16 protein-coding genes are annotated in these 20,592 nt (G+C 71.0%); 2 read left to right on the top strand and 14 right to left on the bottom strand.

Annotated features, from left to right (window positions below):
- Nucleotides 1-8: 8 nt before the first annotated feature.
- The 3 genes from ACVTJA_RS08465 to ACVTJA_RS08455 are packed head-to-tail and all read right to left on the bottom strand — an operon-like array spanning nt 9 to nt 4,548.
- Nucleotides 9-824 carry a hypothetical protein gene (locus tag ACVTJA_RS08465; protein WP_465835378.1) on the bottom strand — a complete coding sequence of 272 codons (816 nt, stop codon included), beginning with the start codon at nt 822-824 and terminating at the stop codon, nt 9-11.
- A gap of 36 nt (nt 825-860) precedes the next feature.
- Nucleotides 861-2,066 carry a radical SAM family heme chaperone HemW gene (hemW, locus tag ACVTJA_RS08460; protein ID WP_465835376.1) on the bottom strand — a complete coding sequence of 402 codons (1,206 nt, stop codon included), beginning with the start codon at nt 2,064-2,066 and terminating at the stop codon, nt 861-863.
- A gap of 13 nt (nt 2,067-2,079) precedes the next feature.
- Nucleotides 2,080-4,548, bottom strand: coding sequence for a coiled-coil domain-containing protein (locus ACVTJA_RS08455; protein ID WP_465840340.1), 2,469 nt, complete (start codon nt 4,546-4,548; stop codon nt 2,080-2,082).
- A gap of 201 nt (nt 4,549-4,749) precedes the next feature.
- On the opposite strand from ACVTJA_RS08455, the gene ACVTJA_RS08450 reads away from it, so the two are divergent.
- Nucleotides 4,750-7,353 (top strand): M16 family metallopeptidase, encoded by a 2,604-nt coding sequence (locus ACVTJA_RS08450; RefSeq protein ID WP_465835374.1) that lies wholly within the window; start codon nt 4,750-4,752, stop codon nt 7,351-7,353.
- 9 nt (nt 7,354-7,362) lie between these two features.
- On the opposite strand, the gene ACVTJA_RS08445 is transcribed toward ACVTJA_RS08450, so the two are convergent.
- The 7 genes from ACVTJA_RS08445 to ACVTJA_RS08415 all read right to left on the bottom strand — a co-directional run bounded on the left by ACVTJA_RS08445 (nt 7,363) and on the right by ACVTJA_RS08415 (nt 16,876).
- The gene (locus ACVTJA_RS08445; RefSeq protein WP_465835373.1) at nt 7,363-12,264 is read right to left on the bottom strand and encodes a pilus assembly protein; all 4,902 of its coding nucleotides are present in this window, start codon (nt 12,262-12,264) and stop codon (nt 7,363-7,365) included.
- 33 nt (nt 12,265-12,297) lie between these two features.
- Nucleotides 12,298-12,807, bottom strand: coding sequence for a hypothetical protein (locus ACVTJA_RS08440; protein WP_465835371.1), 510 nt, complete (start codon nt 12,805-12,807; stop codon nt 12,298-12,300).
- Between the two features lie 3 nt (nt 12,808-12,810).
- The gene (locus ACVTJA_RS08435; RefSeq protein ID WP_465835369.1) at nt 12,811-13,929 is read right to left on the bottom strand and encodes a PilW family protein; all 1,119 of its coding nucleotides are present in this window, start codon (nt 13,927-13,929) and stop codon (nt 12,811-12,813) included.
- A complete protein-coding gene (locus tag ACVTJA_RS08430) occupies nt 13,929-14,522 on the bottom strand; it encodes a type IV pilus modification PilV family protein (protein ID WP_465835367.1) in 594 nt (197 codons plus the stop codon). Before ACVTJA_RS08430 ends, ACVTJA_RS08435 begins: the two co-directional genes overlap by 1 nt.
- 5 nt (nt 14,523-14,527) lie before the next feature.
- Entirely contained in the window at nt 14,528-15,295 is a 768-nt protein-coding gene (locus tag ACVTJA_RS08425) for a pilus assembly FimT family protein (protein WP_465835365.1), read from the bottom strand.
- A 310-nt stretch (nt 15,296-15,605) separates the two neighbouring features.
- Entirely contained in the window at nt 15,606-16,511 is a 906-nt protein-coding gene (locus ACVTJA_RS08420; RefSeq protein WP_465835363.1) for a hypothetical protein, read from the bottom strand.
- The gene (locus ACVTJA_RS08415) at nt 16,508-16,876 is read right to left on the bottom strand and encodes a hypothetical protein (protein WP_465835361.1); all 369 of its coding nucleotides are present in this window, start codon (nt 16,874-16,876) and stop codon (nt 16,508-16,510) included. The genes ACVTJA_RS08420 and ACVTJA_RS08415 overlap by 4 nt, the downstream gene beginning before the upstream one ends.
- Before the next feature lie 40 nt (nt 16,877-16,916).
- On the opposite strand from ACVTJA_RS08415, the gene prmA reads away from it, so the two are divergent.
- A complete protein-coding gene (gene prmA, locus ACVTJA_RS08410; protein ID WP_465835359.1) occupies nt 16,917-17,783 on the top strand; it encodes a 50S ribosomal protein L11 methyltransferase in 867 nt (288 codons plus the stop codon).
- Between the two features lie 56 nt (nt 17,784-17,839).
- Here the strand turns inward: prmA and ACVTJA_RS08405 are convergent, their stop codons facing one another.
- From ACVTJA_RS08405 to ACVTJA_RS08390, 4 genes are all read right to left on the bottom strand, one after another.
- A complete protein-coding gene (locus ACVTJA_RS08405) occupies nt 17,840-18,298 on the bottom strand; it encodes an SMI1/KNR4 family protein (protein WP_465835357.1) in 459 nt (152 codons plus the stop codon).
- Nucleotides 18,295-18,816, bottom strand: coding sequence for a hypothetical protein (locus tag ACVTJA_RS08400; RefSeq protein WP_465835356.1), 522 nt, complete (start codon nt 18,814-18,816; stop codon nt 18,295-18,297). Before ACVTJA_RS08400 ends, ACVTJA_RS08405 begins: the two co-directional genes overlap by 4 nt.
- A gap of 242 nt (nt 18,817-19,058) precedes the next feature.
- Nucleotides 19,059-19,976, bottom strand: a complete 918-nt coding sequence (locus tag ACVTJA_RS08395; protein ID WP_465835354.1) for an SMP-30/gluconolactonase/LRE family protein — start codon at nt 19,974-19,976, stop codon at nt 19,059-19,061.
- Nucleotides 19,977-20,118: 142 nt separating this feature from the next.
- Nucleotides 20,119-20,583: an Lrp/AsnC family transcriptional regulator gene (locus tag ACVTJA_RS08390; protein WP_465835351.1), complete on the bottom strand. Its 465-nt coding sequence runs from the start codon at nt 20,581-20,583 to the stop codon at nt 20,119-20,121.
- Nucleotides 20,584-20,592 lie beyond the last annotated feature (9 nt).

Below are 20,592 nucleotides of genomic sequence, written 5' to 3'. Positions count from 1 at the left end.
GCCTACCGCTATTCACCCGTGTCCTCGTCCATCCCCGCGGCGGTGGGCGCGTCGTCGTAGTACCCGTGGCCGTACGTGGGTGGAGTGGACTTCACCTCGCGCACCACCCACCCCACGCCGCCCAGCACCACCGCCAGCAGCGCGCCGTACATCAGCGGCCGGCTGGGACGCGCGCGCCACGCCCACTTGCGCTCGCGGCGGCGCTGGAAACGCGGCGCCACCACGTAGTCGCTCCAGGCGAGCTCGCGCATCCGCTTCGCCTCGTCCCCGCGCCCCATCTCCGCCAGCGCCTTCGACAGGAGGAAGCGCCCCTCCACCGAGCCGTGGCGGACGGTGCAGAAGCGCTCCAGCGCCTCCACCGCGCCCTGGAACTCGCCGCGCTTCAGGCGGAAGCGGCCGCGCTCCAGGTGGATGGAGCCCTGCCGGTAGTCCGCGTCCAGCTTCTCCGCCTCGTCCAGCAACAGCTCGCCGCGCTTCGCGTCGCCCGCGCCCAGGTAGGCCACGCCGAGGAGGTACAGCGTGTCCACGTCCTCGTCGCCCGCCTCGAGGTTGGGCTTGAGGATGTCCACGGCCTCGTCGTAGCGCTTCTGCTCCACGCGGATGTCCGCCAGTTCGTGACGGGCGCGCCGCTCATGCGGGTTGGTGAGGATGGTGCCGGCCAGGTACCCCGCGCGCTGGAAGCGCTTGAACATCCGCACCGGGCTGGGCAGCGCCTGCCACGTGAAGTGGTCCGCCGCGAAGACGATGACCACCATCAGGCCCAGCGCCATCCACGGGCTGCCCGTCAGCATCGTCAGCATCACCCACAACATCCACTTGCTCATTCGCCCCTCTTTTGAGTGCTTCCGGCGGACGCCTCTCTACAGCAGCCGCGCGCATACGGCGCTGTGCACGTCCGCGCCCTTCTCCGTCAAGGCCAGACGCCCGTCCTTCAGCGTCGCGAAGCCGTGCTCCACCAGACGCGCCACCTCCGCGCGCCGGGGCTCCACGGGCTGGCCATATCGCGCACACACAGCTTCCCAATCCACGCCCGACACCAGCCGCAGACCCATGGACAGCCGCTCCGCGAAGAGCTCCTCCGGGCCCAAATCCTCGCGGCCCTCCTCCGGAAGCCGCCCGGACTCCGCCGCCACGAGGTACTTCTCCGCGCTGCGCAGATTCACGTACCGGTGCGGCGTGGGCGTCAGCAGCATGCCGGACGCGCCCACGCCCAGGGCGAGGTACTCGCCGCCCGTCCAGTACAGCGCGTTGTGCCGCGAGCTGTAGCCGGGCCGCGCGTGGTTGGAGACCTCATAGCGATGCAGCCCGGCGGCGCCGTACACCTCGCGCACCACGCGGGCCATGGCCACCACCTCTTCGTCCGGGGGCAACTCCAGCTCACCACGCTTCAGCCGCTTGGACAGCGGCGTGTCCTCGGCCAGCACCTCGCGCTCCACCGTCAGCGCGTACGTGGACAGGTGCTCCGGAGACAGCGCCACAGCGCGCCGCGCGTCCGCCTCCACCTGCGCCACCGTCTGGCCGTGCACGCCATAGATGAAGTCCATGGCCACCACCGGGAAGTCCGCCCGGCGCGCCGCGTCCACCGCCGCCTCCACCATGGCCGCGTCGTGCGCTCGCCCCAGCGCCTTCAGCGTCTGGGGCTGGAGGGACTGCACGCCCAGGGACAGACGATTCACGCCCGCCGCGCGATAGCCCGCGAAGCGCTCCGCGTCCGCGCGCTCCGGGTTGGCCTCCAGCGACACCTCCACGTTGGACGCCACCGACAGCCGCGACGCGATTCCCTCCAGCACCTGCGCCACGTAGCGAGGGTGCCACAGCGACGGCGTGCCGCCGCCGAGGAAGATGGACTCCAGCGGCTTGCCCGCCAACGCGGGCTGGGCCGCCAGGCGCGAGTCCAATTCCTTCAGCACCGCGCGCGCGTAGCGCTCCTCCGGCACCTGACGCGCCACCGCCACCGCGAAGTCGCAGTAGGGACACTTCGCCAGGCAATAGGGGAAGTGCAGGTACAGCCCGAAGCGGGCCGCCTGCATCCCCGTGAGTGAGTCCACCGGCGCGTCGAAGGGCATGAGGGGAAAACCTCTATTTCTTCCCCTTCAATTGCGCCTCCAGTTTGGCAATCTTCGCCTTGTAGCCGGCCGCGTTCTCGAGCGCCGTCTCGGCCGCCACCAGCTTGCGCTTGAGGTTGGCCACGTCGGCCTTGAGGCTCTCGCGCTCCGACTCCCAGTCGGCCGGAGCCGCCGAGGCCGCCGCGCCCGCGAGCTTCTCCTCGAGCGCCTTCCGGGCCTCCTGCTCGGCCTTCAGGGAGGCCTCCACCTGGGCCAGCTTCGCCTCCGCCGCCGCGCGCGCCGCGCCGGCCTGCGTCGCCTTGGCCTCGGCCTCCGCGCGCGCCTGGCCCACCTGCGCCAGCTTCGCCTCGGCCTCCGCGCGCGCCGCGTCCGTCTTGCCGGCCGCCGCCGTCTGCGCCTTCGCGGCCTGGAGCGCACCCTCCAGCATCTTCACCTGCTGCTGCAGGCGCTCGGACTTGTCGGCCTCCGCGCGCGCCTCGGCCAGCTCCTCCTGGAGCTCCGCCAGCTTCGCCTCGGCGCCGCCCTGCCCCTCCGTCAGCGCGTCCACCCGCGCCTCGACTTCGGCCAGCTTCACCTGCGCGTCCGCGCGCTCGGCCTCCGCCGCCTCGCGCCGCACGCGCTCCAGCGACACGTCCTCCTGCGCCTGCGCCGCGGCGCTCTGGGCCTGCGAGAGGGAGGCCTGCGCCTGCGTCAGCGCCCCCTGCAGCCGCGCCAGCTCCGCCTCGCGCTGCGCGGACGCCGTCTCCAGCATGGACACGCGGGCGGCGAGGCCCACGCGCTCGGCGTCCTTGGTGGCGACCTTCATCTCCGTCGCGGCGAGCTGCTTCTTCAGCTCCTCGCGCTCGGCCTGCGCCGCTTCCACGGCGCCGGACAGCTCGGCCACCTTGGCCTCGGCCTGGTGCACCGCCTCGCCCAGGGCCGCCGCGTCGGACTCAATCCTGTCGCGCAGCGACACCTGCTCGACTTCCGCCGCCTCCAGCGCCTCCTTCAGCGCGGCGGCATCACCCTCGGCGGCCTGCGCGCGCTCGCTGGCCTGGGACAGTCCCTCTTCCAGCGCCTGCGCCCGCTCCGCCGCCTTGGCGACCTCCGCCTCCAGCTTCGCGTTGAGCTTGCTGACTTCGCCGGTGCGCCCCTCCAGCGCCTGGCGCAGCGCGGGCAGCTCCGCGGCCTCGGCCGTGCGCGCGGTGAGCGCCGCCCGGAGGCCGACGATTTCCGCGTCCTTCAGCGCCAGCGCGCGCTCCAGCTCCGTCACCTGCCCCTGAAGGCCCCGCAGCCCGTCCTCCACCAACGCGAGCTGCTTGCGCGCCTCGTCCCGCTCCGACTCCAGCGTGCGGGCCCGCGCCTGCGCCTCCTCCAGCGAGCTCTTGGACCACTCGCTCTCGGACTCCTGCGCGCTCAGCGCGGCCTGCGCCTCGGCGAGCGCCGCCTCGAGCTGCGCGGTGCGCAGCCCCAGCGAGTCCTTGTCGGTGGTGGCGGCCTCCAGCTCGCCCGTCAGCCGCTCCACGTCGGCGATGGCCTGCTGATACTGCTCCTGCACCGCCTCCAGCGCGCCCTGCGCTTCCGACTTCTGCGCGGCCAGCTCCGCCACGCGGTCCTGCGCCAGCGACAGCGCCTCCTTGGCGCCCACCAGCTCCTCGGCCACCGCGCCGCGCGAGCCGCGCTCCTCGGCCAGCTCCGCGGTGAGGCGGGGTACCTCCGACTCCACCTCGGCCAGGGCCCGCGACAGGTCCTTCCGGTCCGCCTCCGCCGTGGCGAGCTCCGCCTCCAGCGCGGACACCTTCGCCTCGGACTCGGCGGCCCGGGCTTCCGCCTTCGCCAGGGCCTCCGACACCTGCGCCAGCTTCGCGGGCGCGTCCTTCACCGCCCCGTGCTGCGCCTTGGCCTCCGCGGCCTCCTTGCGGGCCAGCGTCAGCGACTGCTTCAGCCCGTTCACCTCGCCGTCGCGCTCGGCGTACAGCGTGCGGGCGCGCGCCAGCGTCTCCGTCTTCTGACGGACGACGGAGCGGAAGTACTCGAGCTTCTCCTCCGGAGAGCCCCCCATGGGCATCCGGACTTCAGGCGGTTCATTGAAGGGGTCATTGCCCGGCACCCGCACGGCACGTGCCACCGGAGCCGCACCTCCAGCGGGCGCGGCCGCAGCCGAACCTCCAGCAGACGCGGCCAGGGCCGCGCCACCCGCAGACGCGGCCGGGGCCGCTCCGACAGCGGACGTGGCCGACGGGGCCGGCACCGCGGTCCTGGCGGCCGGGGAGGCAGGCGTGCCCGTGCCCGCCGGCGCGGTGGCCTGGGGGGAGGCCGGACGGCGGGGCGGCAGCGGTGGCGGAGCAGCGGGTGGTGGGGCCGAGGGCGGGGGCTTCGGCAGGGGCCTGGGGACAGCGGCGACGGGGGCGGCGGGGGGGGCCGCTTCGGCGCTGGTGTCGTCCAGGCCCAGGCTTTCGAGCATGTCCGCGAACGGATCCACCTCTTCCGGAGGTGACGGCATGGGCGCACGCAGGTTAGCGCTCACCGCCGCTCATCACCATAGACGCGTTGGCCGAGGGGGCGGGCCCGCTCCGTCCCGCCGGTCGGACGGCAGGCTCACAGTCTCCTCGACGCCAGGGGGGCCAGACGTTAGCCAGTAGGGGAAAACATCACACCTTGTCTTGCCGGCCCGGGGGGCTGGTGACAGCTTCGGACGTTCCTTATGGCCATCCGCTACGCGCTACCGAACGGGCTCACCGTCGTCTTCGAGGAGCAGCACGCCGCCAAGGTCGCGGCCTTCCAGGTCTGGGTCAAGGCCGGCAGCGCCGACGAGCGCCCCGACCAGGCCGGACTGGCGCACCTGCACGAGCACATGCTCTTCAAGGGCACCGAGCGACGCGGCCCAGGTGAAATCGCCCGCGACGTGGAGGCCCACGGCGGCGAAATCAACGCCTGGACGTCGTACGACCAGACCGTCTACCACATCGTCATCGCCAGCCAGTTCGCCCGCACGGGCCTGGACATCCTCGGCGACGCGGTGCGCCGCTCGTCCTTCGATGCGGGCGAGCTTTCCCGCGAAATCGAGGTGGTGTGCGAGGAAATCAAGCGCAGCCAGGACACGCCGTCCCGGCGGGCCTCGCGGGACTTGTTCTCCACCGCGTACCAGGTGCACCCCTACAAGCTGCCCGTCATCGGCACCGAGCAGAGCGTGCGCAGCTTCACTCGCGAGAAGGTGCTGGAGTTCTACCACCGGCACTACACGCCGAAGAACCTGGTGCTCTCCGTGTCGGGTGACTTGCGCGAGTCCGAATTGCGCGAGTGGGTGGAGGACATCTTCGGCGGGGACTGGGGCCGTCCGTATGAAGGGGGCGTGAAGCGCCCGGACGAGCCCGTGCCCACGGGCCGTCGCATCCTGCTGCGCCCGGACGACGTGAAGGAGGCGTGGCTGCACCTGTCCTTCGGCATTCCGCAGGCGGACCACCCGGACACGCCCGCGCTGGACGTGCTGGCGATGATTGCCGGCCAGGGCGATGCGTCCCGGCTGGTGCGCGAGGTGAAGCGCCGCCACAACGTGGCCAACGACGTGCACGCCTTCGCGTACACGCCGAGGGACCCGGGCCTCTTCTCCGCGTCGATGACGACGCAGCCGGGACATGCCGCGCGCGCCATCGAAGAGACGGCCCGCGTGCTGGCCACGCTGCGCGCGATGCCGGTGTCCGCGGAGGAATTGGCCACGGCCAAGGCGCTGGTGGAGGCCGAGGCCGTGTACCAGCGCGAGACGGTGCAGGGCGTGGCGCGGAAGATGGGCTTCTACCAGTCCGGCATGGGCAGCCTGGAGGCGGAGGCGCGCTACTACGAGGCGGTGCGCGGCCTGACGCCGGAGCACCTGCGCTCGGCCGCGGAGCGCTACCTGCGCTTCGACCGCGCCGTCTTCACCGCCTTGATGCCCCAGGGCGCCGAGCTCACCGAGGCCCAGGTGCACGAGGTGCTGGACCGCGTGGACCGCGAGCCCGCCACCGCTCCGCCCGAGCGCAAGCCGCGCAAGGTGGCGGCCGGCGAGCCCTCCATGCGCATCGCCCGCGCGGCGGGCTCCGGCCCCAGCGACATCATCCAGGAGAAGCTGCCCTCGGGCGCGACGCTGGTGGTGCGCGTGGAGCCCGCGGTGCCGCTGTTCGCCATGCGCGCCGCCTTCGCCGGGGGCCTGCGCTACGAGACGCCGGCCGACAACGGCATCACCACCCTGCTCACGCGCACGCTCACGCGCGGCACGCCGTCGCACGACGCGGAGGACATCTCCCAGCTCATCGACGCGTACGCCGGCAGCCTCGGCGGCCAGGGCGGGCGCAACTCGGTGAGCCTGCGCGGCGAGTTCCTCTCACGCCACTTCGAGCCGGCCTTCCGCCTCTTCGCGGACTGCCTCCTCAACCCGACCTTCCCCGAGGTGGAATTCGCCCGCGAGCGCACGCTGCTGCTGCAGGACATCCTCACCCGCGAGGACAAGCCGGCCAGCGTGGCCTTCGACCTCTTCGGCAAGACGCTGTACCACACGCACCCGTACCGCCTGGCGTCGCTGGGCGAGCAGGCCTCGGTGGAGGCGCTGACGCCGGAGAAGCTGCGCGCGTGGCACGCGGCGCACATGGACCCGTCGCAGCTCACGCTCAGCGTGGTGGGCGACGTGAAGGTGGACGAGGTGCTCGCCCTCGCGCGCGAGTACTTCGGGAAGTCGCGCGGCAAGGCGGCCCCGCCGCCGCACGTCACAGCGGAGCCGCCTCCGGACGCGCCCCGCCAGGAGAAGAAGGTCCTGGCCCGCGCCCAGTCGCACATCGTCCTCGGCTTCCCGGCCGCCCGCGTGGGAGACCCGTGGCGCCATGAGCTGGAGGTGCTGTCCACGGTGCTGTCCGGCCAGGGCGGGCGCCTCTTCGTGGAGCTGCGCGACAAGCGCTCCATGGCCTACAGCGTGAGCTCGTTCGCGATTGAAGGCGTGGACCCGGGCTACTTCGCCGTCTACATGGGCACCAGCCCGGAGAAGGTGGACGCGGCGCTGGCCGGCATCCGCGCGGAATTGGAGCGCGTGCGCGACGAGCCCATCCCCGAGGAGGAATTGGCCCGCGCGAAGCAGCACCTCATCGGCACGCATGAGATTGGCCTGCAGCGCAACGGCGCCCGCGCGGGGCTCCTGGCCATGGACACGTGCTACGGCCTGGGCCTGGACAACTTCCTCCACTACGCGGACCACGTGGCCGCGGTGACGTCGAAGGAAGTGCAGGAGGTGGCGCGCCGGGTCATCGACTTCAACCGCGGCGCGCTCGCCATCGTCGGCCCGTAGCTCCGGCGTCTATTTGCAGGCCCGCGCGTCCACGTGGCGGCAGACGTGGACGCTGCGCGGCACCTCCACCCAGGAGATGTCCGCGGCGGGGTTGTCGTTCTGCCGCAGCGTCTCCTGCGTGGGTGACTTGCCCACGCCCATGTCCAGCGTGGTGTAGCGGATGGCGCCGGTGCGCGAGAGCGTAATCACGCTGGCCGGCTCGGACGGCGGGGACAGCACGTCGCGCGACTTGAAGGGCATGTAGCCCACCAGCTTCCCGTCGTCGTCGAAGAGCTTGAAGCCCTCCGCCTGGTCCGGCCAGCCGGTGACGATGTCCATCTGCCACGAGCGCGCCAGGTCGCCCGCGCCGCCCACCCTGCACTCGCCGGGCACCGCCACCGGCGGAGAGAAGGACGGCCAGGTGACGATGCCTCCGAGGATGCTGGAGCCCGCGGCCGTCTTCTCGTCCAGCCCGTCGTAGCGCAGGAACCAGCCCGCGCCCGTGGTGGACGCGCGCGGCCGCAGCGCCAGGTCCTCCGTGGTGATGTAGCTCTGCATCTCGCCGCCCGGGAGCCGGCGCGTGCGCAGCGCTCCTTGCGGCAGGGTGACGTCGCGCAGGCCGCAGCCCTGGCCGGTGGGGCACGCGTCATCCGTGTCCGTCCAGCGGCGCGCGTCCAGCGCCTGCGCGGAGGCCGCGTCCGAGAAGATGCGCGAGCCGCCGTAGTTGTAGAAGCCCACGTAGGTGTTGCGCGGAACCACGCCCCGCTCGTCATTGCTCAGCCACAGCTTGCCCTTGCTCCCCGAGGCGAGCCGCTGTGTCTCGCACCGCCACAGCCCGCCCTCCAGCGTGCACTCGCTGCGTGAGCCCGAGGGCACGTCGCTGCTGGGGGGGAACTTGTACTGCCCGCTGCCCAGCGCGGTGGTGCCGCAGTCGATGGCCAGTTGTGTCAGCTCCAGCTTGCCCGGCGCGCAGACATTCACCGGTGTGCCCGACGTCAGGTCCTCGTTCCGCGTGAGCACGCCGCCGGAGTATTCGAGCACGCTGGTCCGCGACACGCCGTCCACCACTCCGGACAGGGTGAGGGCCACGTCGCACTTCATCCGCACGCAGGCCAGGAGGTTCTCCGGGCCGCACGCGTCGCCCTCCGAGTCGCGCAGGTGCTGCCGGTCTCCCGAGCCCAGGAAGGTGCGCAGCCAGCCCGTCTCCGGCTGGAGCGTGTTGGAGGCGATGTTGAAGAAGGGCGTCTTCTGGTGGGCCGGCTGACCTCGCGCGATTTCGAAGGTCCTCGCGCCGTACCAGTTGTCCACCGTGCCCGAGGTGTCATCACCGGGCGCGTGCAGCCGGAAGGTCCACACCTGTCCGCCCAGGTCCCCCACCACCACCGTGTCGAAGAAGCCGTCCTGGTCCGTCTTGATGTCCAGCGCCTTGCCCACGTCCACCAGCGCGGGCGCGGCGGCCACCGGCATCAGCGCGTCCGAGCCGAACGCCCACAGCTTCTGCCCCGTCCACGCATCCAGCACGTACAGGCCGCGCCCGCGCGTGAGGTCCGCGCTGTAACCGCCGTTGAGGAAGACGGCCCAGCGTTCCTCCCAACCGCGCGACTCGCGGGAGCTCGTCAACCGCACCGGGCCGATGGGCGGCGGCTTGGGCGCGAAGTTCATCCACGCCTGTCCCATGCGCGTGGACTCCGGGTCACACGCCTGGGGGAACATCCAGCGGAACGGGCCGGCCGCGCCCGCCGCGTTGCTCAGCATCCCGTACGGATTCGTCACGTCGAGCGCGCTGTAGCGCTGTCCGCCGTCGCGCTCGGTGATGATGGCCAGGGTGCGGAACTCCTCCGGCTGCTTCACGCCGTCGCCGCGGTTCTTCCCCTCGGAGGCGTCCACCCGGTTGTCGTCGAGCCCGTCCACCCAGACGTCGCGCACCATGGCCGTGCCGTCCACGAGGTACTCGTGGCCCCGCACGAGCAGCCCCAGCTTGGGCAGCAGGTCCGGAGGAATGAAGGCCCAGAGCTCCTGGCCGGTGCCCAAATCGTAGAGGTCATCCAGCGCGCCGCCGCGCCCCGGCGAGTCGAGCGCACGCCCCGCGTGCACCGCGTGCAGCATGCCGCCGTTGGAGCCCACCAGCAGGAAGCGGTCCCTGCGCCCCTGCGCCTGGAGGTACTGCCCATAGGCGCCGTAGTCGCCGTCAACCAGGCTCAGCGGCGGCTGCATGGGCGTGGCGCGGTAGCACGGCTTCGGGGTGTTGTTGCCGCACACCGGCTCGGACGAGGGCGGCGTGCCGTCCTGCGCATAGTCCGCGTAGAGCGTGCGCAGGCACTGCGGCGCGAGGCCCAAGTCACACAGGAAGGGCTCCGCGGGCGGCTCCACCAGGATGGGCGACGAGTGGAAGATGTCCCCCAGCTTGCAGGAGCGGCTGCTGTCCCCCAGGCACGGCCGGTCCTCGCCGCGGTCTCCGTCTCCATCCGTGTCGAAGGCATCCTGCCCACGGACGAAGGCGACGACGGCGCGGGCGCACTCGAGCTCCTCGGCAGCGCCGCCTGTCCACACCTTGTCCAGCCGGGTGAAGACATCCGCGCAGAAGAAGTCACCGCCAGCCAACAGCAGCGGGCGCAATTCGTCCGCGTGCTGCAGGTCGAAGGGCACGGGCGGGTTGTCCTCCTGGTCATAGCGTCCGTTGCCGTCCCGGTCCTTCATGGTGAAGACGCAGCGGCCCGCAGTCGCCCGGATGGCCGTGCCGGGACTGCCGAGCTGCTCGCACGGCGCGGAGGCGCTGCGGCGGCTGAGCGTGTCGGCCAGGTCCCAGAACGGCACCGCCGGGTCCCCGCCTTCGAGGCGCCCCTGTGCGTTGCGGTGGGCGGTGGCGGCCTTCACCCACTCACCGGCGACGTTCTCCTCGACGACGTTGTCGCGCGTGAAGGCGGTGGGCAGCGGCACGTTGCCAGGCCCGGGCGTGAAGCTCGCCGGCCGGTCCAGGTAGAAGGAGTCATCGCAGTCGCCGTCGCCGTTGAGGTCCAGCGGGTCTCCCTGCTGCGTGCGGGCACGGGCCGCGTCGCAGCCCTGGGCGAACTCGCCGTAGAAGTAGAAGCGGTACAGGTGGCCCTCGTAGGGCTGGCCCTTACGGGGAATGAAGCGCGGCACGTACGCGGAGGTCTGCGCGCTGCCGGCCTGCACGCTGGCGACGCTGGCCGAGGAGAATGACGTGGCCGTCTCGCGCAGGTCGCCGATGGCCGTCATGAGCGCGTCGCGGAGCTGGCCCGGCTCGTCCGCGCGGTAGAAGTGGCCGCCGCCCGCGCGCGCCATGCTGCGGAGCATGGGGCTGTTGTCACCGTAGCCAATCGTGTACGTGCGCACCGACTGCATGCCGTCCATGTCCCCGCGCAGGTCCGCGTTGGCGAGGAAGAAGGCGACGTCATCCATGTAGTTGCGGTTGTTCGTGTCGCCGCCCTTGGGACCGCTGAGGTCGTCGTCCAACCCGTCGCCGTTGTTGTCGACGAAGTAGTCGCAGTCCTCCTTCGTCGCGCCGTACCGGTCGCAGTAGTTCACCCCACCGGGGTTCCCATCCACGCCGGGGTTGAACGTCAGCGGCGTGCCGTCCGGGTGCTTCGCGCCCGCCGCCACCAGCAGCTTCAGCATCTTGTAGACAGGGACGGTGTTGTCGTTGTCCGGGCGGCCGTCGGACAGGACGATGACGGCGTTGGCCTGGCACGCGGCGCACACGGACTTCTGGTCGCCGGAGCCCTCCAGCGGCAGCGGGTCCGCGTAGGTGCCTCCGAGGTGGGTGAAGTCGTACGTCTTCGGCGCCCAGTGCTTGCCGCGCCCGTCCGCGTCGTCGCGCGTGCCGTCCGGCCCGCCGGGGTAGCCCTCCGTCGCGCCGATATCGTTGGTGAACCAGTTCGCCCAGATGTCGTCCTGCCGCTGCGAGGAGAAGTACGCCCCGAGGCTGTAGAGGGACTCGCCGATGGAGCGCTCGCTGTTGATGAACTCCACCGCGTTGACGGCCGTCACCAATTCCGAGCGCCGCAGGTCGTCCTCGGAGAACTGGGGCCAGGACTTGTCGCAGGCCGGGCGCAGGGGCCGCAGGAGCCACGCGGGGTCGAAGAGGTCGTCGCTGTGGCTGAACGTGGCCACGCCCATGCGCAGCTCGGGCACGGCGTTGATGACGTCCTTCAGCGCCTTGCGCGCGATGACGAACTTGGGCGGCCGCACGTTCAGCACGCGGCCACTGAGCACCCAGCGGCGGCGGTCTCCATTGTCCTTGTCGCCGCGGTACCAGCCCACGGTGCGCAGGCACGCCGCGCAGGCCGCGCGCGTCGCCGCGTCACCCGGCCAGCGCGCACAGGCCTCCTCGGGCGTGGCGCTCCCCTGGGTGCCGTGGAAGTCGCGCAGCACGGTGTACCGCGTCGTCGAGTCACCCGCGGTGTCTGCGTTGTCCAGCTTCTGCAGCGGCAGCCGCGTGCCGTAGGAGAGGTAGTAGCGGTCCGGGTCAAAGAAGCCGCGCCCGCCGCCCAGCGCCGCGTCCGGGTCGAAGATGCGCGAGCCGTTGAAGCTCGCGTTCGGGGATTGGAGGTCGAACCACGCCATGCCCGCGCGCAGCGTCGGGTCGTCGCAGCCGGTGACGCCGGGGATGCCGGCCAGCTCCGGCAGCGGCGTGTGGAAGTCCTGCATGGAGGCGTTGTTGCCGAGCAGGAAGATGGCGGAGGGCGGACGCGTGCGCGCCTCGAAGAAGTCCTTGTCCGCGCCGGACGGGGCCTGGAGCATCGCGTCGCCCATGGCCACGGGGCCCGTGCAGCACGCGGCGCGCGGCGGAGGGGAGACGGCTCCGGAGATGGCGAGCCCGGCGGAGAAGAGGACGGCGGCCCCTGCCACGGCGCCTACGAGGGCGGCACGGCGGCGCGGAGCATGACGGAAGAACGTGGGGAACAGGCGCATGGGGCGGCTCCTGCGTGGGGAATGGGATGAGGGCTACAGGCCGAAGCGGAGCGTGAACTCGACTTCGCTCTCGGCGCCCCGGGCGTCGAGGCAGTGCACGACGACCTGGTAGGTCTGCCCGCCGAGGCCGGAGGCGGGGGCGATGACGTTGGAGAGGTCTCTCGCGCTGGAGCGGCGGCCGTACGTCACCTGCGGCACCAGCCGCACGCCGCTGACGGTGGGCGGCTCGCCCAGGTGGCCGCTGCGGATGCATCGCGCGTCGTCACCGGTCACACCACCGCCGCAGCCGGGCAGGCCCGCGAGGTCCAGGCGCTGGTCCGTGGGCTCCAACTGCGTGGGCGAGCGACCGATGAGCCGGAAGCGCGAGAGGAGGTACTGGCGGCCCGCGTCCGCGCAGGCCACCAGCTCTTCGCTGGAGCGGAAGCTGCTCGCCGCGCCGCGCTCGGTGCCGGAGAAGCCGATGGCGGCCATGGCCAGCACCGTCACCACCGCGAGCAGCACCACGACCAGCAACAGCACCGAGCCTCGATGAGGGGATGTCATGGTTCAGCCTCCAGCGCAGAGAAGTCCGTCGGCGGGCATGCGGCCCGTGCACGCGCCGGGTGTGGTGGTGTCCTGGGAGTAGGCCGGCAGCGGCATCTCCGTGGAGCGGAGGTTCCGGGGCACGAGCGTCGTCTCGTAGAGGAAGCGCCGGTACCCGGCTGGCGCGGGCAGTGCGTTCTCGCCGGCCATGGCGGGAATGCGTGCCTCCATCCCCGCCTCGCGCAGCACCGAGTCCGCCATGGACGCACGTGCCACGAGGCGCACGCGCACGGCACGCACGTTGGCCGGGTTGTCGTTCTGACGCAGCGGCGAGCCCGCGGGCGTCTCGTAATCCGGTGGCGGATGGGCCACGTCCCACCGGGGCACGAAGGCGTCCCCGTTCTCCCGCAGGAAGGTGATGCGCAGGGCCTCGATTCCCTCGGCCACGGGCTCGCCCACCGCGTCCGGCCTCGCGCCCAGTCCGTGCGCGCGGAAGAGGTACGGCCGGGGCGGTGTGCCCGGTTGGCCGTCGTCGTCCACCAACTGCACGGAGTAGTCGTGCACGTCCACCTTGAAGACGCGCGCGGGCAGCCCCACCGCTCCGTCGAAGCACGGCTCGTCGAACACATTGCCGAGGTCCGGGAACACGCCCGTCGCGGGCTCCAGCGGCAGCTCGGTGGCGCCATTGGAAGCGGGCACGTCCTGTGACAGCCGGCCATAGCCCCAGCGCATCGCCCCGGGGCAGACCACCTGGAGAATCTGTCCCCGGCGCAGCGACACCGGCAGCGACGCCACGTGGATGCTTCCGGCGGACGCGCCCAGCGGCTGCGCGACGGCGGCGCTGAACATCAGGTCCCGCGAGCGCACCACCAGCCGGTCCGACGCATTGGGCCCCGAGCCCGACCAGCCATCCGGCAGTCCGAAGGCATACGCCGGCTCCAGCCCGTAGCCCGCCATGCGGACCTGCCGCGTCAAATCATGCAGCGCCTGCCGCATGCCGGCCTGGCCGCCGCGGATGCCCTCCTGCGTGTAGATGCTCCGGGTGAAGGCGATGAAGGCCCCGGCCACCGCGAGCACGGTGAGCATGGCCACCGTGGTGCCCATCAACATCTCAATCAATGTGAAGCCCCGACTCGCGCGCATCACCGCCCCCCGTTGATTCCCGTCAGCGACACCGGGTTGAACTTGATGACCTGGCTGGTGACACGCCTGACGATGCGGCCGTCGTTCCACGTCACCAGCACCCACACCACCTTGCGCGCCCCCGAGTGCGCCTGCGCCGCGGGCACCGGGAGGCCGTCCGCATCCACCTCGGTGACGACGAAGTAGCGCCGGTAGCGGTCCCACTGCCCCGAGCCGATGGGGAAGTCCGCCTCGGGCAGCCCGTGCCAGGGCTGCGAGCGGAGCTGCGCCTCGCCATGGAGGCACGCGACGTACGCGTCATGTCCGGGCGCGGCCGCGTCCAGCAGCAGGCCCGCCGCGTCGGTGGGGTCGTCCGCGCACGGCGAGCCCGAGGGAATCAGCCGCGGGTCGTCGTACGCCCAGAGCTGCGCCTGCGCCACCAGGTCCGTGGCCACCGCCACCGCGTGCACGTGGCGGCGCGCGGCGGCGGTGGAGGTGCGCGCCTGGATGATGGCGCCGAGCAGTCCCGTCATGCCCAGCGTGAAGACGACGGCGGCGAACATCGCCTCGATAAGGGAGAAGCCGGCGTTGCGGCGTGAAGGCTTGCGAGTCATGGCAGTCACGGGTGTCCGTCGAAGGAGCGGAAGAGGCCGGTGCCCAGCAACACGAGGGCGCGCACGTCGGCGTTCTCCTCGCGCCCGCCGAAGACGATGGAGCCCGCGCCGCGCGAGTCCTCGCGCCCTTGCGCGTCGAGGAGCGACACGCGTCCATCCGGCTCGAAGAGGATGGCGCCACGCACCGTGCCTCCGGACTGCGAGCAGAAGGTGCAGGGCTTGTCGTCGGGCACCTGGCAGAACGGCGGAGGGAAGGCCCACGAGCCATCCGCGGCGCCCGAGGACAGCTCCACCGAGGGAGCCCCCGCTTCGCCGCAGCTCGGCTGGATGGGAGGACTCACCAGCGAGCGGTACCCCTTGGTCGCCAGCTGCACGGAGTCACCGAAGTGGCCCGAGTCCAGCACGCGGAACATCGAGCCCGCGGGCGCGGGCAGCGGCGGCAGCAATTCCTCCGGCGTGCGCCATTGCGAGTGCTCTGCCATGGACTCGTCGAGGAGGAACCACGGGTCCACCAGCGTCCAGAAGCGGATGCGCGCCTCGGGCTCCGGGGCACCTTCCGCGGTGTCGATGAGCACCGCCGTGCGGACGCCACGGCCCAGGCTGTGCGCACGCGCCGCGGACAGCGCGGCGTTCAATTCCAGCACGCCTCCGGACATCCGCGCCCGCGCGGGCAGCACGCGCAACGCCATGACGGACAGGGTGAGGAGGACGGAGAGGATGGCAAGGACGACCGCCACCTCGATGAGCGTGAAACCCCCAGGGCGACTTCGCATCGGCACTCCGCAACGGCAGCTCCGCCGTGGACCCGCTGCGGGAGACAGGAACCTGCTTCGAGCACGTCGCGCCGACGCCCCGCCCCAGCCCCCCGAGCTGTGAGACCATGTGCGGACCTACGCACCTGACTGCGTGCGCATCCGCTCGCCGCCGCCCAGCCATCACGCCCGGAATAAACGGTGGACATGGATTTCGGGTTCGACCCCGTACCAGAGGGCAGATGCGTGACTTAGCGAACGGTGCTCCGCGATTCGGGCAGAGCAGGTGTCCGCCGCGCGTCGGCGCGGATGTCGTCCCGAAGAAAGGCGCCTATTCACCTCCGAGCGCCACGTCGAGCGCCTCCAGCAGCGCGCCCGTCGGAGCGCCAGGAAGTGCGTCGCACATCTGCACGAGGCCGCGCTTCATGCGCAGCCGGTGCGGGTGCTCCTTCGCCTCGCGGGCCAGCGCCTCGGGCTCCACCGGCTGCGCCAGCAACAGCGCGCAGGTGCGGAATGTCTCCAGCGTGTCTTCACCGTCCTCCTGGAGGGTGACGGGCGCGCCGTCCAGCAGGAGCCCGGTGAAGAACTCCTCGCGCATCTCGTCCGCGGTGAGCACGAGTGTCCCCTTGGACGTGAGGCGGGGCGGAGGCGGCGCTCCACTGCCGCCGGCCAGCTCCACCATGCCGTCCATGGGCTGGTGCTGACAGGGCAGCTCGCGCATGGCCACCACTTCATCCGCCTTGCGCGCCGCGTGCGTCTCGCTGCTGCGGGAGAGCATGACGAGCCCCGACACCAGCGCGGGCACGCCGAGGATGAGGAGCCCTGTGCCCCACCCCGTGGCCAGCTCGCGGTTGGACGCGCCGTAGTGGCCCTCGCGGTCGATGGAGAGGTCGTGCGGCTGGTCCGAGAAGAGCGAGCGCCCCAGCAGCAGGCCTCCACCCACGGCGGTGAGGACGCCGCCGGTGCTCACCGCCGCCGCGGCGCCGCGCGAGGAGCGGGTGGTGATGACGTCCTCCGCGTACTCCTCGTGGTACTCCGTGCGGCAGACGTCCGCCTGCGTGAAGTGCAGGGTGAGCCTGGGCCACTGTGCCTCCACCTTCGCGTAGGGCAGTCGCTCGCCGAGCACCTTCTGCTGCGTGTACGTGCGCACCAGGGGGCCGCGCTCGCTGCGCCGCTCCACGTCCAGGGGCGCGCATCCCACCGCGAGGACGAGCGCCGCCACGCCGAGCCGCTTCATGGCTCACCTCCTTGTTCCCGGAAGAAGCCCGCCACGTCCTGGCACTGGTTGAGGAAGCTCAGGGTGTCGCCGCAGGACGGAGGCGTCTGCGTGGTGGTGTCCTCCGTCAGCAGCAGCTCGCGACAGTCGAGGACGCGGTCGCGCGTGGGCTCGGAGAAGACGAAGTCCTCCTCCCGGCAGCCGGTGCGCTCCAGCAGGGTGAATTCGCAGTCGAGCCCCGGGGCGAGCTGCTCCCCGACTCCAGGGCAGGCGGCTGTCTGGCACAGCCGGGTTACGACATCCTGACAGACGGCCGCGTCCGGAGCTGGGGGTCCAGAGCAGGCGAATAAACAGGCCAGGGGCCACAAGACATGGAGGGTTCTCACGGCGCTTCCACGCTAGGCACAGGGGGATTAAACGGCCCGCATGTCCCAGACCTATTTGTCACTCACAGTGGAGTTGCCCGAGGAAGCGTCGGAGGCCGTACAGGATCTCCTCCATGAGTCGGGGGCGCTGGGCCTCGAGGTGAGGGACCGCGAGACTCCGCCCATGCCGGGCGTGCGCGGTCCGAAGCAGGGCGAGGCCATCGTCATCGGCTATTTCGACGACCGCGAGACGGCCGAGGCCGCGCAGGCCGAGGTGAAGGAGTCGTTCCCTGATGTGCGCGCGTCGCTGGATGAACAGCCGCAGCAGGACTGGAGCAACGAGTGGAAGTCGCTCATCAAGTCCGTGCATGTGGGCCGGCTGTGGGTGGGTCCGCCGTGGGATGTGGCGAACGCACCCGCGGACGCGGTGCGGCTGGTGATTGAGCCGAAGATGGCGTTTGGCACGGGAGACCACCCGACGACGGCGCTGTGCCTCGCGGCGGTGGACGCGTACATGAAGGACCACCCCGGCGCGAGCGTGCTGGACGTGGGCACGGGCACGGGCGTGCTGGCCATCGCCGCGAAGAAGCTCGGCGCGGGACGGGTGGTGGGCACTGACAACGACCCGACGTCGGTGGAGCTGGCGAAGGAGAACACCGCGGACAACGGGACGCCGGACATCGACGTGTCGGGGAAGGAACTGACGCAGGTGGAGGGCACCTTCGACCTGGTGCTCGCGAACATCCTGGCGAACACGCTGATTGAGCTGGCGCCGCTGATTGCGCCGAAGGTGAAGGACCGCGCGGTGCTCGCGGGCGTGCTGGCGCACCAGCGCGCGGACGTGGAGGCGGCCTACCGGAATCTCGGCTTCACCGTGCTGGAAGGTGCCCAGCAGGGCGAGTGGGTTCGCATCGACTTGAAGCGGTGAGGATGCGGGGCACCGTTCTTCGTGGACGGTGCCCCACTCACCTGTCGGAGAGCGCTCTACTCGTTCAACCAGTAGAACTGGTCTCCGCTGTTGAGCGCCCGCTCCAGAAACTCACTGAAGGACGCCGCAATCCGCCGCACCTCGCGCGGGTACGTCTCGTGGTAGGCGTCGAGGAGCGGGTAGGACCTCCCTGGCTGGCTCGCATCCACGAGAACGAAGTCGGAGTCCTGGCAGTCCACGAGCGGGAACCACGAGGCGGTAGGCGGAGCACCCTTGTCCCGGAAGCGGACGCGCTCCGTCTTCCGCTGGATGTTCTCGAGGGAGAGGATGCTGTAGTTCGCCTCCGGCAACCGCCGGAAGAGCTCCGCGCCGTTGCAATGAAGGTAGAAGTCGCGCAACTGCGCGTCGAGCTTCCAGCCCGCCTGCGCCTCGAACGCGGCAATCTGCTCAGGGGTGGCACGTGGGTGCGGGAAGTGAGCGCGGGAGATTTCGGCCAGCATCTGTTCCATCGTCATGGCGACTCGACGTAGGGCCTGTCCGGTCCCACCACGCTCCACTGGCCCCCACGCGTGTAGCACGCAGGGTAGGCGAGATTGATGACCTCGTGCACTTCGGGAGGCACCGGCAACACGTTGCGCGGCGCCGTCGGGTCTCCTCCATGCAGCAGGTCGAAGATGTGGTGACCGGGCCAGTTGTTGCCGTCAGTCTGCGGCCACGCTCCGAACTCGCGGCCCCACTGATTCCGGAAGCCCTCTCGGGCGTTGTTCCATGTGCGGCGCCGGGACTGGAGATCGCTGACGGTGGAGTAGTCACAACAGCAGTGCTTGAGCGCAAGGTACCCGCCTGCCTCCGCGGACAGGAACACGAAGCGCCCCTGCCAGTCACCCTTGAGGTCAGCGAGCCAGATGCAACCCAGCAGCGCGTGCCCTTCGGAAGCGCAGCGTCGCTGGCGTTGGCTCAGGTATCTGGCGTTGCACTGCCAGGGCCCGTAGTAGATGACCGTCCTGACGGTGCCGCCCCCAGGGCCTGGCATGGTCGGGCCTACCCATTTCGCGGATGCGGGCTTCCCGCTGCTACTCACCGTGGCCGAGCCAGAGCCAGCAATGCCCATCACCAACGCCATCAGCACCGTGCACGTCAGCCTGGACATATCGCGATGGATATCACACAGGTCTTCCGTGGCCGCCCTCCTCGTCCGGCGCGATTGCGTTGAAGAGCGCGCGCACGCGCAGGCGACATCTCTCGCATGAGCATGCACGCCGCTGTCCGGTGCCCTCACCCCCTGAGCGGAGCACCGCTGACGGGCAGCAGGACGGCGTACAGGGACGTGGTGGCGCAGATGTAGAGGCGGTTCCGCTTGGGACCGCCGAAGCAGACGTTGGCCACCGACTCCGGTACCTTCACGCGGCCGAGCAGCGTCCCGTCCGGCTCGTAGCAGAGGACGCCGTCCGCGCTACTCGTCCACAGGCGTCCCTCTTCATCAAGGCGGAACCCGTCGAACATTCCCGTCGGACAGGTGGCGAATACACGGCCTCCGGACACCGTGCCGTCGTCCCGCACATCGAACACCCGCATATGACGGGGCCCGTCCTTCACGTGGGTGGCGCCCGTGTCGCTCACGTACAGGCGCCGCTCGTCGGGAGAGAAGGCAATGCCGTTGGGGCGCACGAAGTCGTCGCAGACGACACTCACGACGCCCGAGCGTGGGTCGATGCGATAGACGTGGCAGGCGCCCACCTCGGACTCCGCCTTCACACCCTCATATTGCGAGTCGATGCCGTAGGTCGGGTCGCTGAACCACACAGAGCCATCTGACTTCACCACGACGTCGTTCGGGCTGTTGAAGCGCCGGCCCTCCACGCTGTCGGCGAGGACGGTGATACGGCCGTCGTGTTCGGTGCGCGTTAGGCGCCTCCCGCCCTGCTCGCAGGTGACGAGGCGCCCCTGCGGGTCCACGGTGTTGCCATTCGAGTAGCCAGCGGGCTGGCGAAACGGAGCAATGGAGCCGCTCGCCTCGTCGAAGCGCAGCATCCTGTCGTTGGGAATGTCGCTCCAGACGAGCGTCCGGTGCGCGGGGAAGTACGCGGGCCCTTCCGCCCAGCGGCACCCGTCGTACAACTTCTCCACGCGCGCGCTGCGCCGGATGCAGCGCCGGAATCGCTCCTCGATGATGTCGTAGTCGCTGTCCGCCATGACTCCTCCCGATGGCTGTCGTGAGCCACGGCAGGAGTACGGCCGAAGGCACGCAGGAGGGCGGCGAAGACACGCGCGACACGCAGCCTCGCGGCGCGCGGGACGCGGTCGGCGCAGGAGACCCGCGCGACGCCTCGGAGCTTCAGCCGAGGGGCACGCGCAGCCCGACCTTCACGGGCTCGAGGACGAAGGTCGTCTGGAACTTCTTGATGTTGGGGTCGTCGAAGAAGAGCTCTCGGGAGAGGCGCTCGTAATCCGCGATGTCGATGGCGGTGACGATGACGACAAAGTCCGCCTCGCCCGCGACGTAGTAGCACTGCTGAACCTCAGGCCGTTTCGACATGCGGCGCTTGAAGGCTCCGAGCAGCGCCTCACTGCCGCCCTTCACGAGAGCGACGCTCACGATGGCGGTGAGGCCGCGCCCGACAGCGGTGGGCGACACGACGGCCACCTCCGCCGTGATGGCCCCCTGGTCACGCAGGCGCTTGATGCGCCGCTGCACCGCCGTGGGCGAGAGAGCCACCTTCCGGGCGATGGCCTCCGACGTCAGCCGGCCGTTCTCCTGGAGCAGCGCGAGGATGCCCCTATCGAGCTTGTCGAGCTTCATCTCACGGCA

The organism is Pyxidicoccus sp. M6 (assembly GCF_055568925.1).
This window is presented reverse-complemented; position numbering and strand designations above follow the sequence as displayed.

What these genes read in the sequence shown, in the direction of transcription:
- ACVTJA_RS08465 (WP_465835378.1), bottom strand. Translation starts at nt 824, where the DNA reads ATGAGCAAGTGGATGTTGTGGGTGATGCTGACGATGCTGACGGGCAGC.
- hemW (WP_465835376.1), bottom strand. Translation starts at nt 2,066, where the DNA reads ATGCCCTTCGACGCGCCGGTGGACTCACTCACGGGGATGCAGGCGGCC.
- ACVTJA_RS08420 (WP_465835363.1), bottom strand. Translation starts at nt 16,511, where the DNA reads ATGAAGCGGCTCGGCGTGGCGGCGCTCGTCCTCGCGGTGGGATGCGCG.
- ACVTJA_RS08440 (WP_465835371.1), bottom strand. Translation starts at nt 12,807, where the DNA reads ATGACATCCCCTCATCGAGGCTCGGTGCTGTTGCTGGTCGTGGTGCTG.
- ACVTJA_RS08405 (WP_465835357.1), bottom strand. Translation starts at nt 18,298, where the DNA reads ATGACGATGGAACAGATGCTGGCCGAAATCTCCCGCGCTCACTTCCCG.
- ACVTJA_RS08445 (WP_465835373.1), bottom strand. Translation starts at nt 12,264, where the DNA reads ATGCGCCTGTTCCCCACGTTCTTCCGTCATGCTCCGCGCCGCCGTGCC.
- ACVTJA_RS08450 (WP_465835374.1), top strand. Translation starts at nt 4,750, where the DNA reads ATGGCCATCCGCTACGCGCTACCGAACGGGCTCACCGTCGTCTTCGAG.
- ACVTJA_RS08430 (WP_465835367.1), bottom strand. Translation starts at nt 14,522, where the DNA reads ATGACTCGCAAGCCTTCACGCCGCAACGCCGGCTTCTCCCTTATCGAG.
- ACVTJA_RS08390 (WP_465835351.1), bottom strand. Translation starts at nt 20,583, where the DNA reads ATGAAGCTCGACAAGCTCGATAGGGGCATCCTCGCGCTGCTCCAGGAG.
- prmA (WP_465835359.1), top strand. Translation starts at nt 16,917, where the DNA reads ATGTCCCAGACCTATTTGTCACTCACAGTGGAGTTGCCCGAGGAAGCG.
- ACVTJA_RS08435 (WP_465835369.1), bottom strand. Translation starts at nt 13,929, where the DNA reads ATGCGCGCGAGTCGGGGCTTCACATTGATTGAGATGTTGATGGGCACC.
- ACVTJA_RS08425 (WP_465835365.1), bottom strand. Translation starts at nt 15,295, where the DNA reads ATGCGAAGTCGCCCTGGGGGTTTCACGCTCATCGAGGTGGCGGTCGTC.
- ACVTJA_RS08400 (WP_465835356.1), bottom strand. Translation starts at nt 18,816, where the DNA reads ATGCCAGGCCCTGGGGGCGGCACCGTCAGGACGGTCATCTACTACGGG.
- ACVTJA_RS08395 (WP_465835354.1), bottom strand. Translation starts at nt 19,976, where the DNA reads ATGGCGGACAGCGACTACGACATCATCGAGGAGCGATTCCGGCGCTGC.
- ACVTJA_RS08455 (WP_465840340.1), bottom strand. Translation starts at nt 4,548, where the DNA reads ATGCCGTCACCTCCGGAAGAGGTGGATCCGTTCGCGGACATGCTCGAA.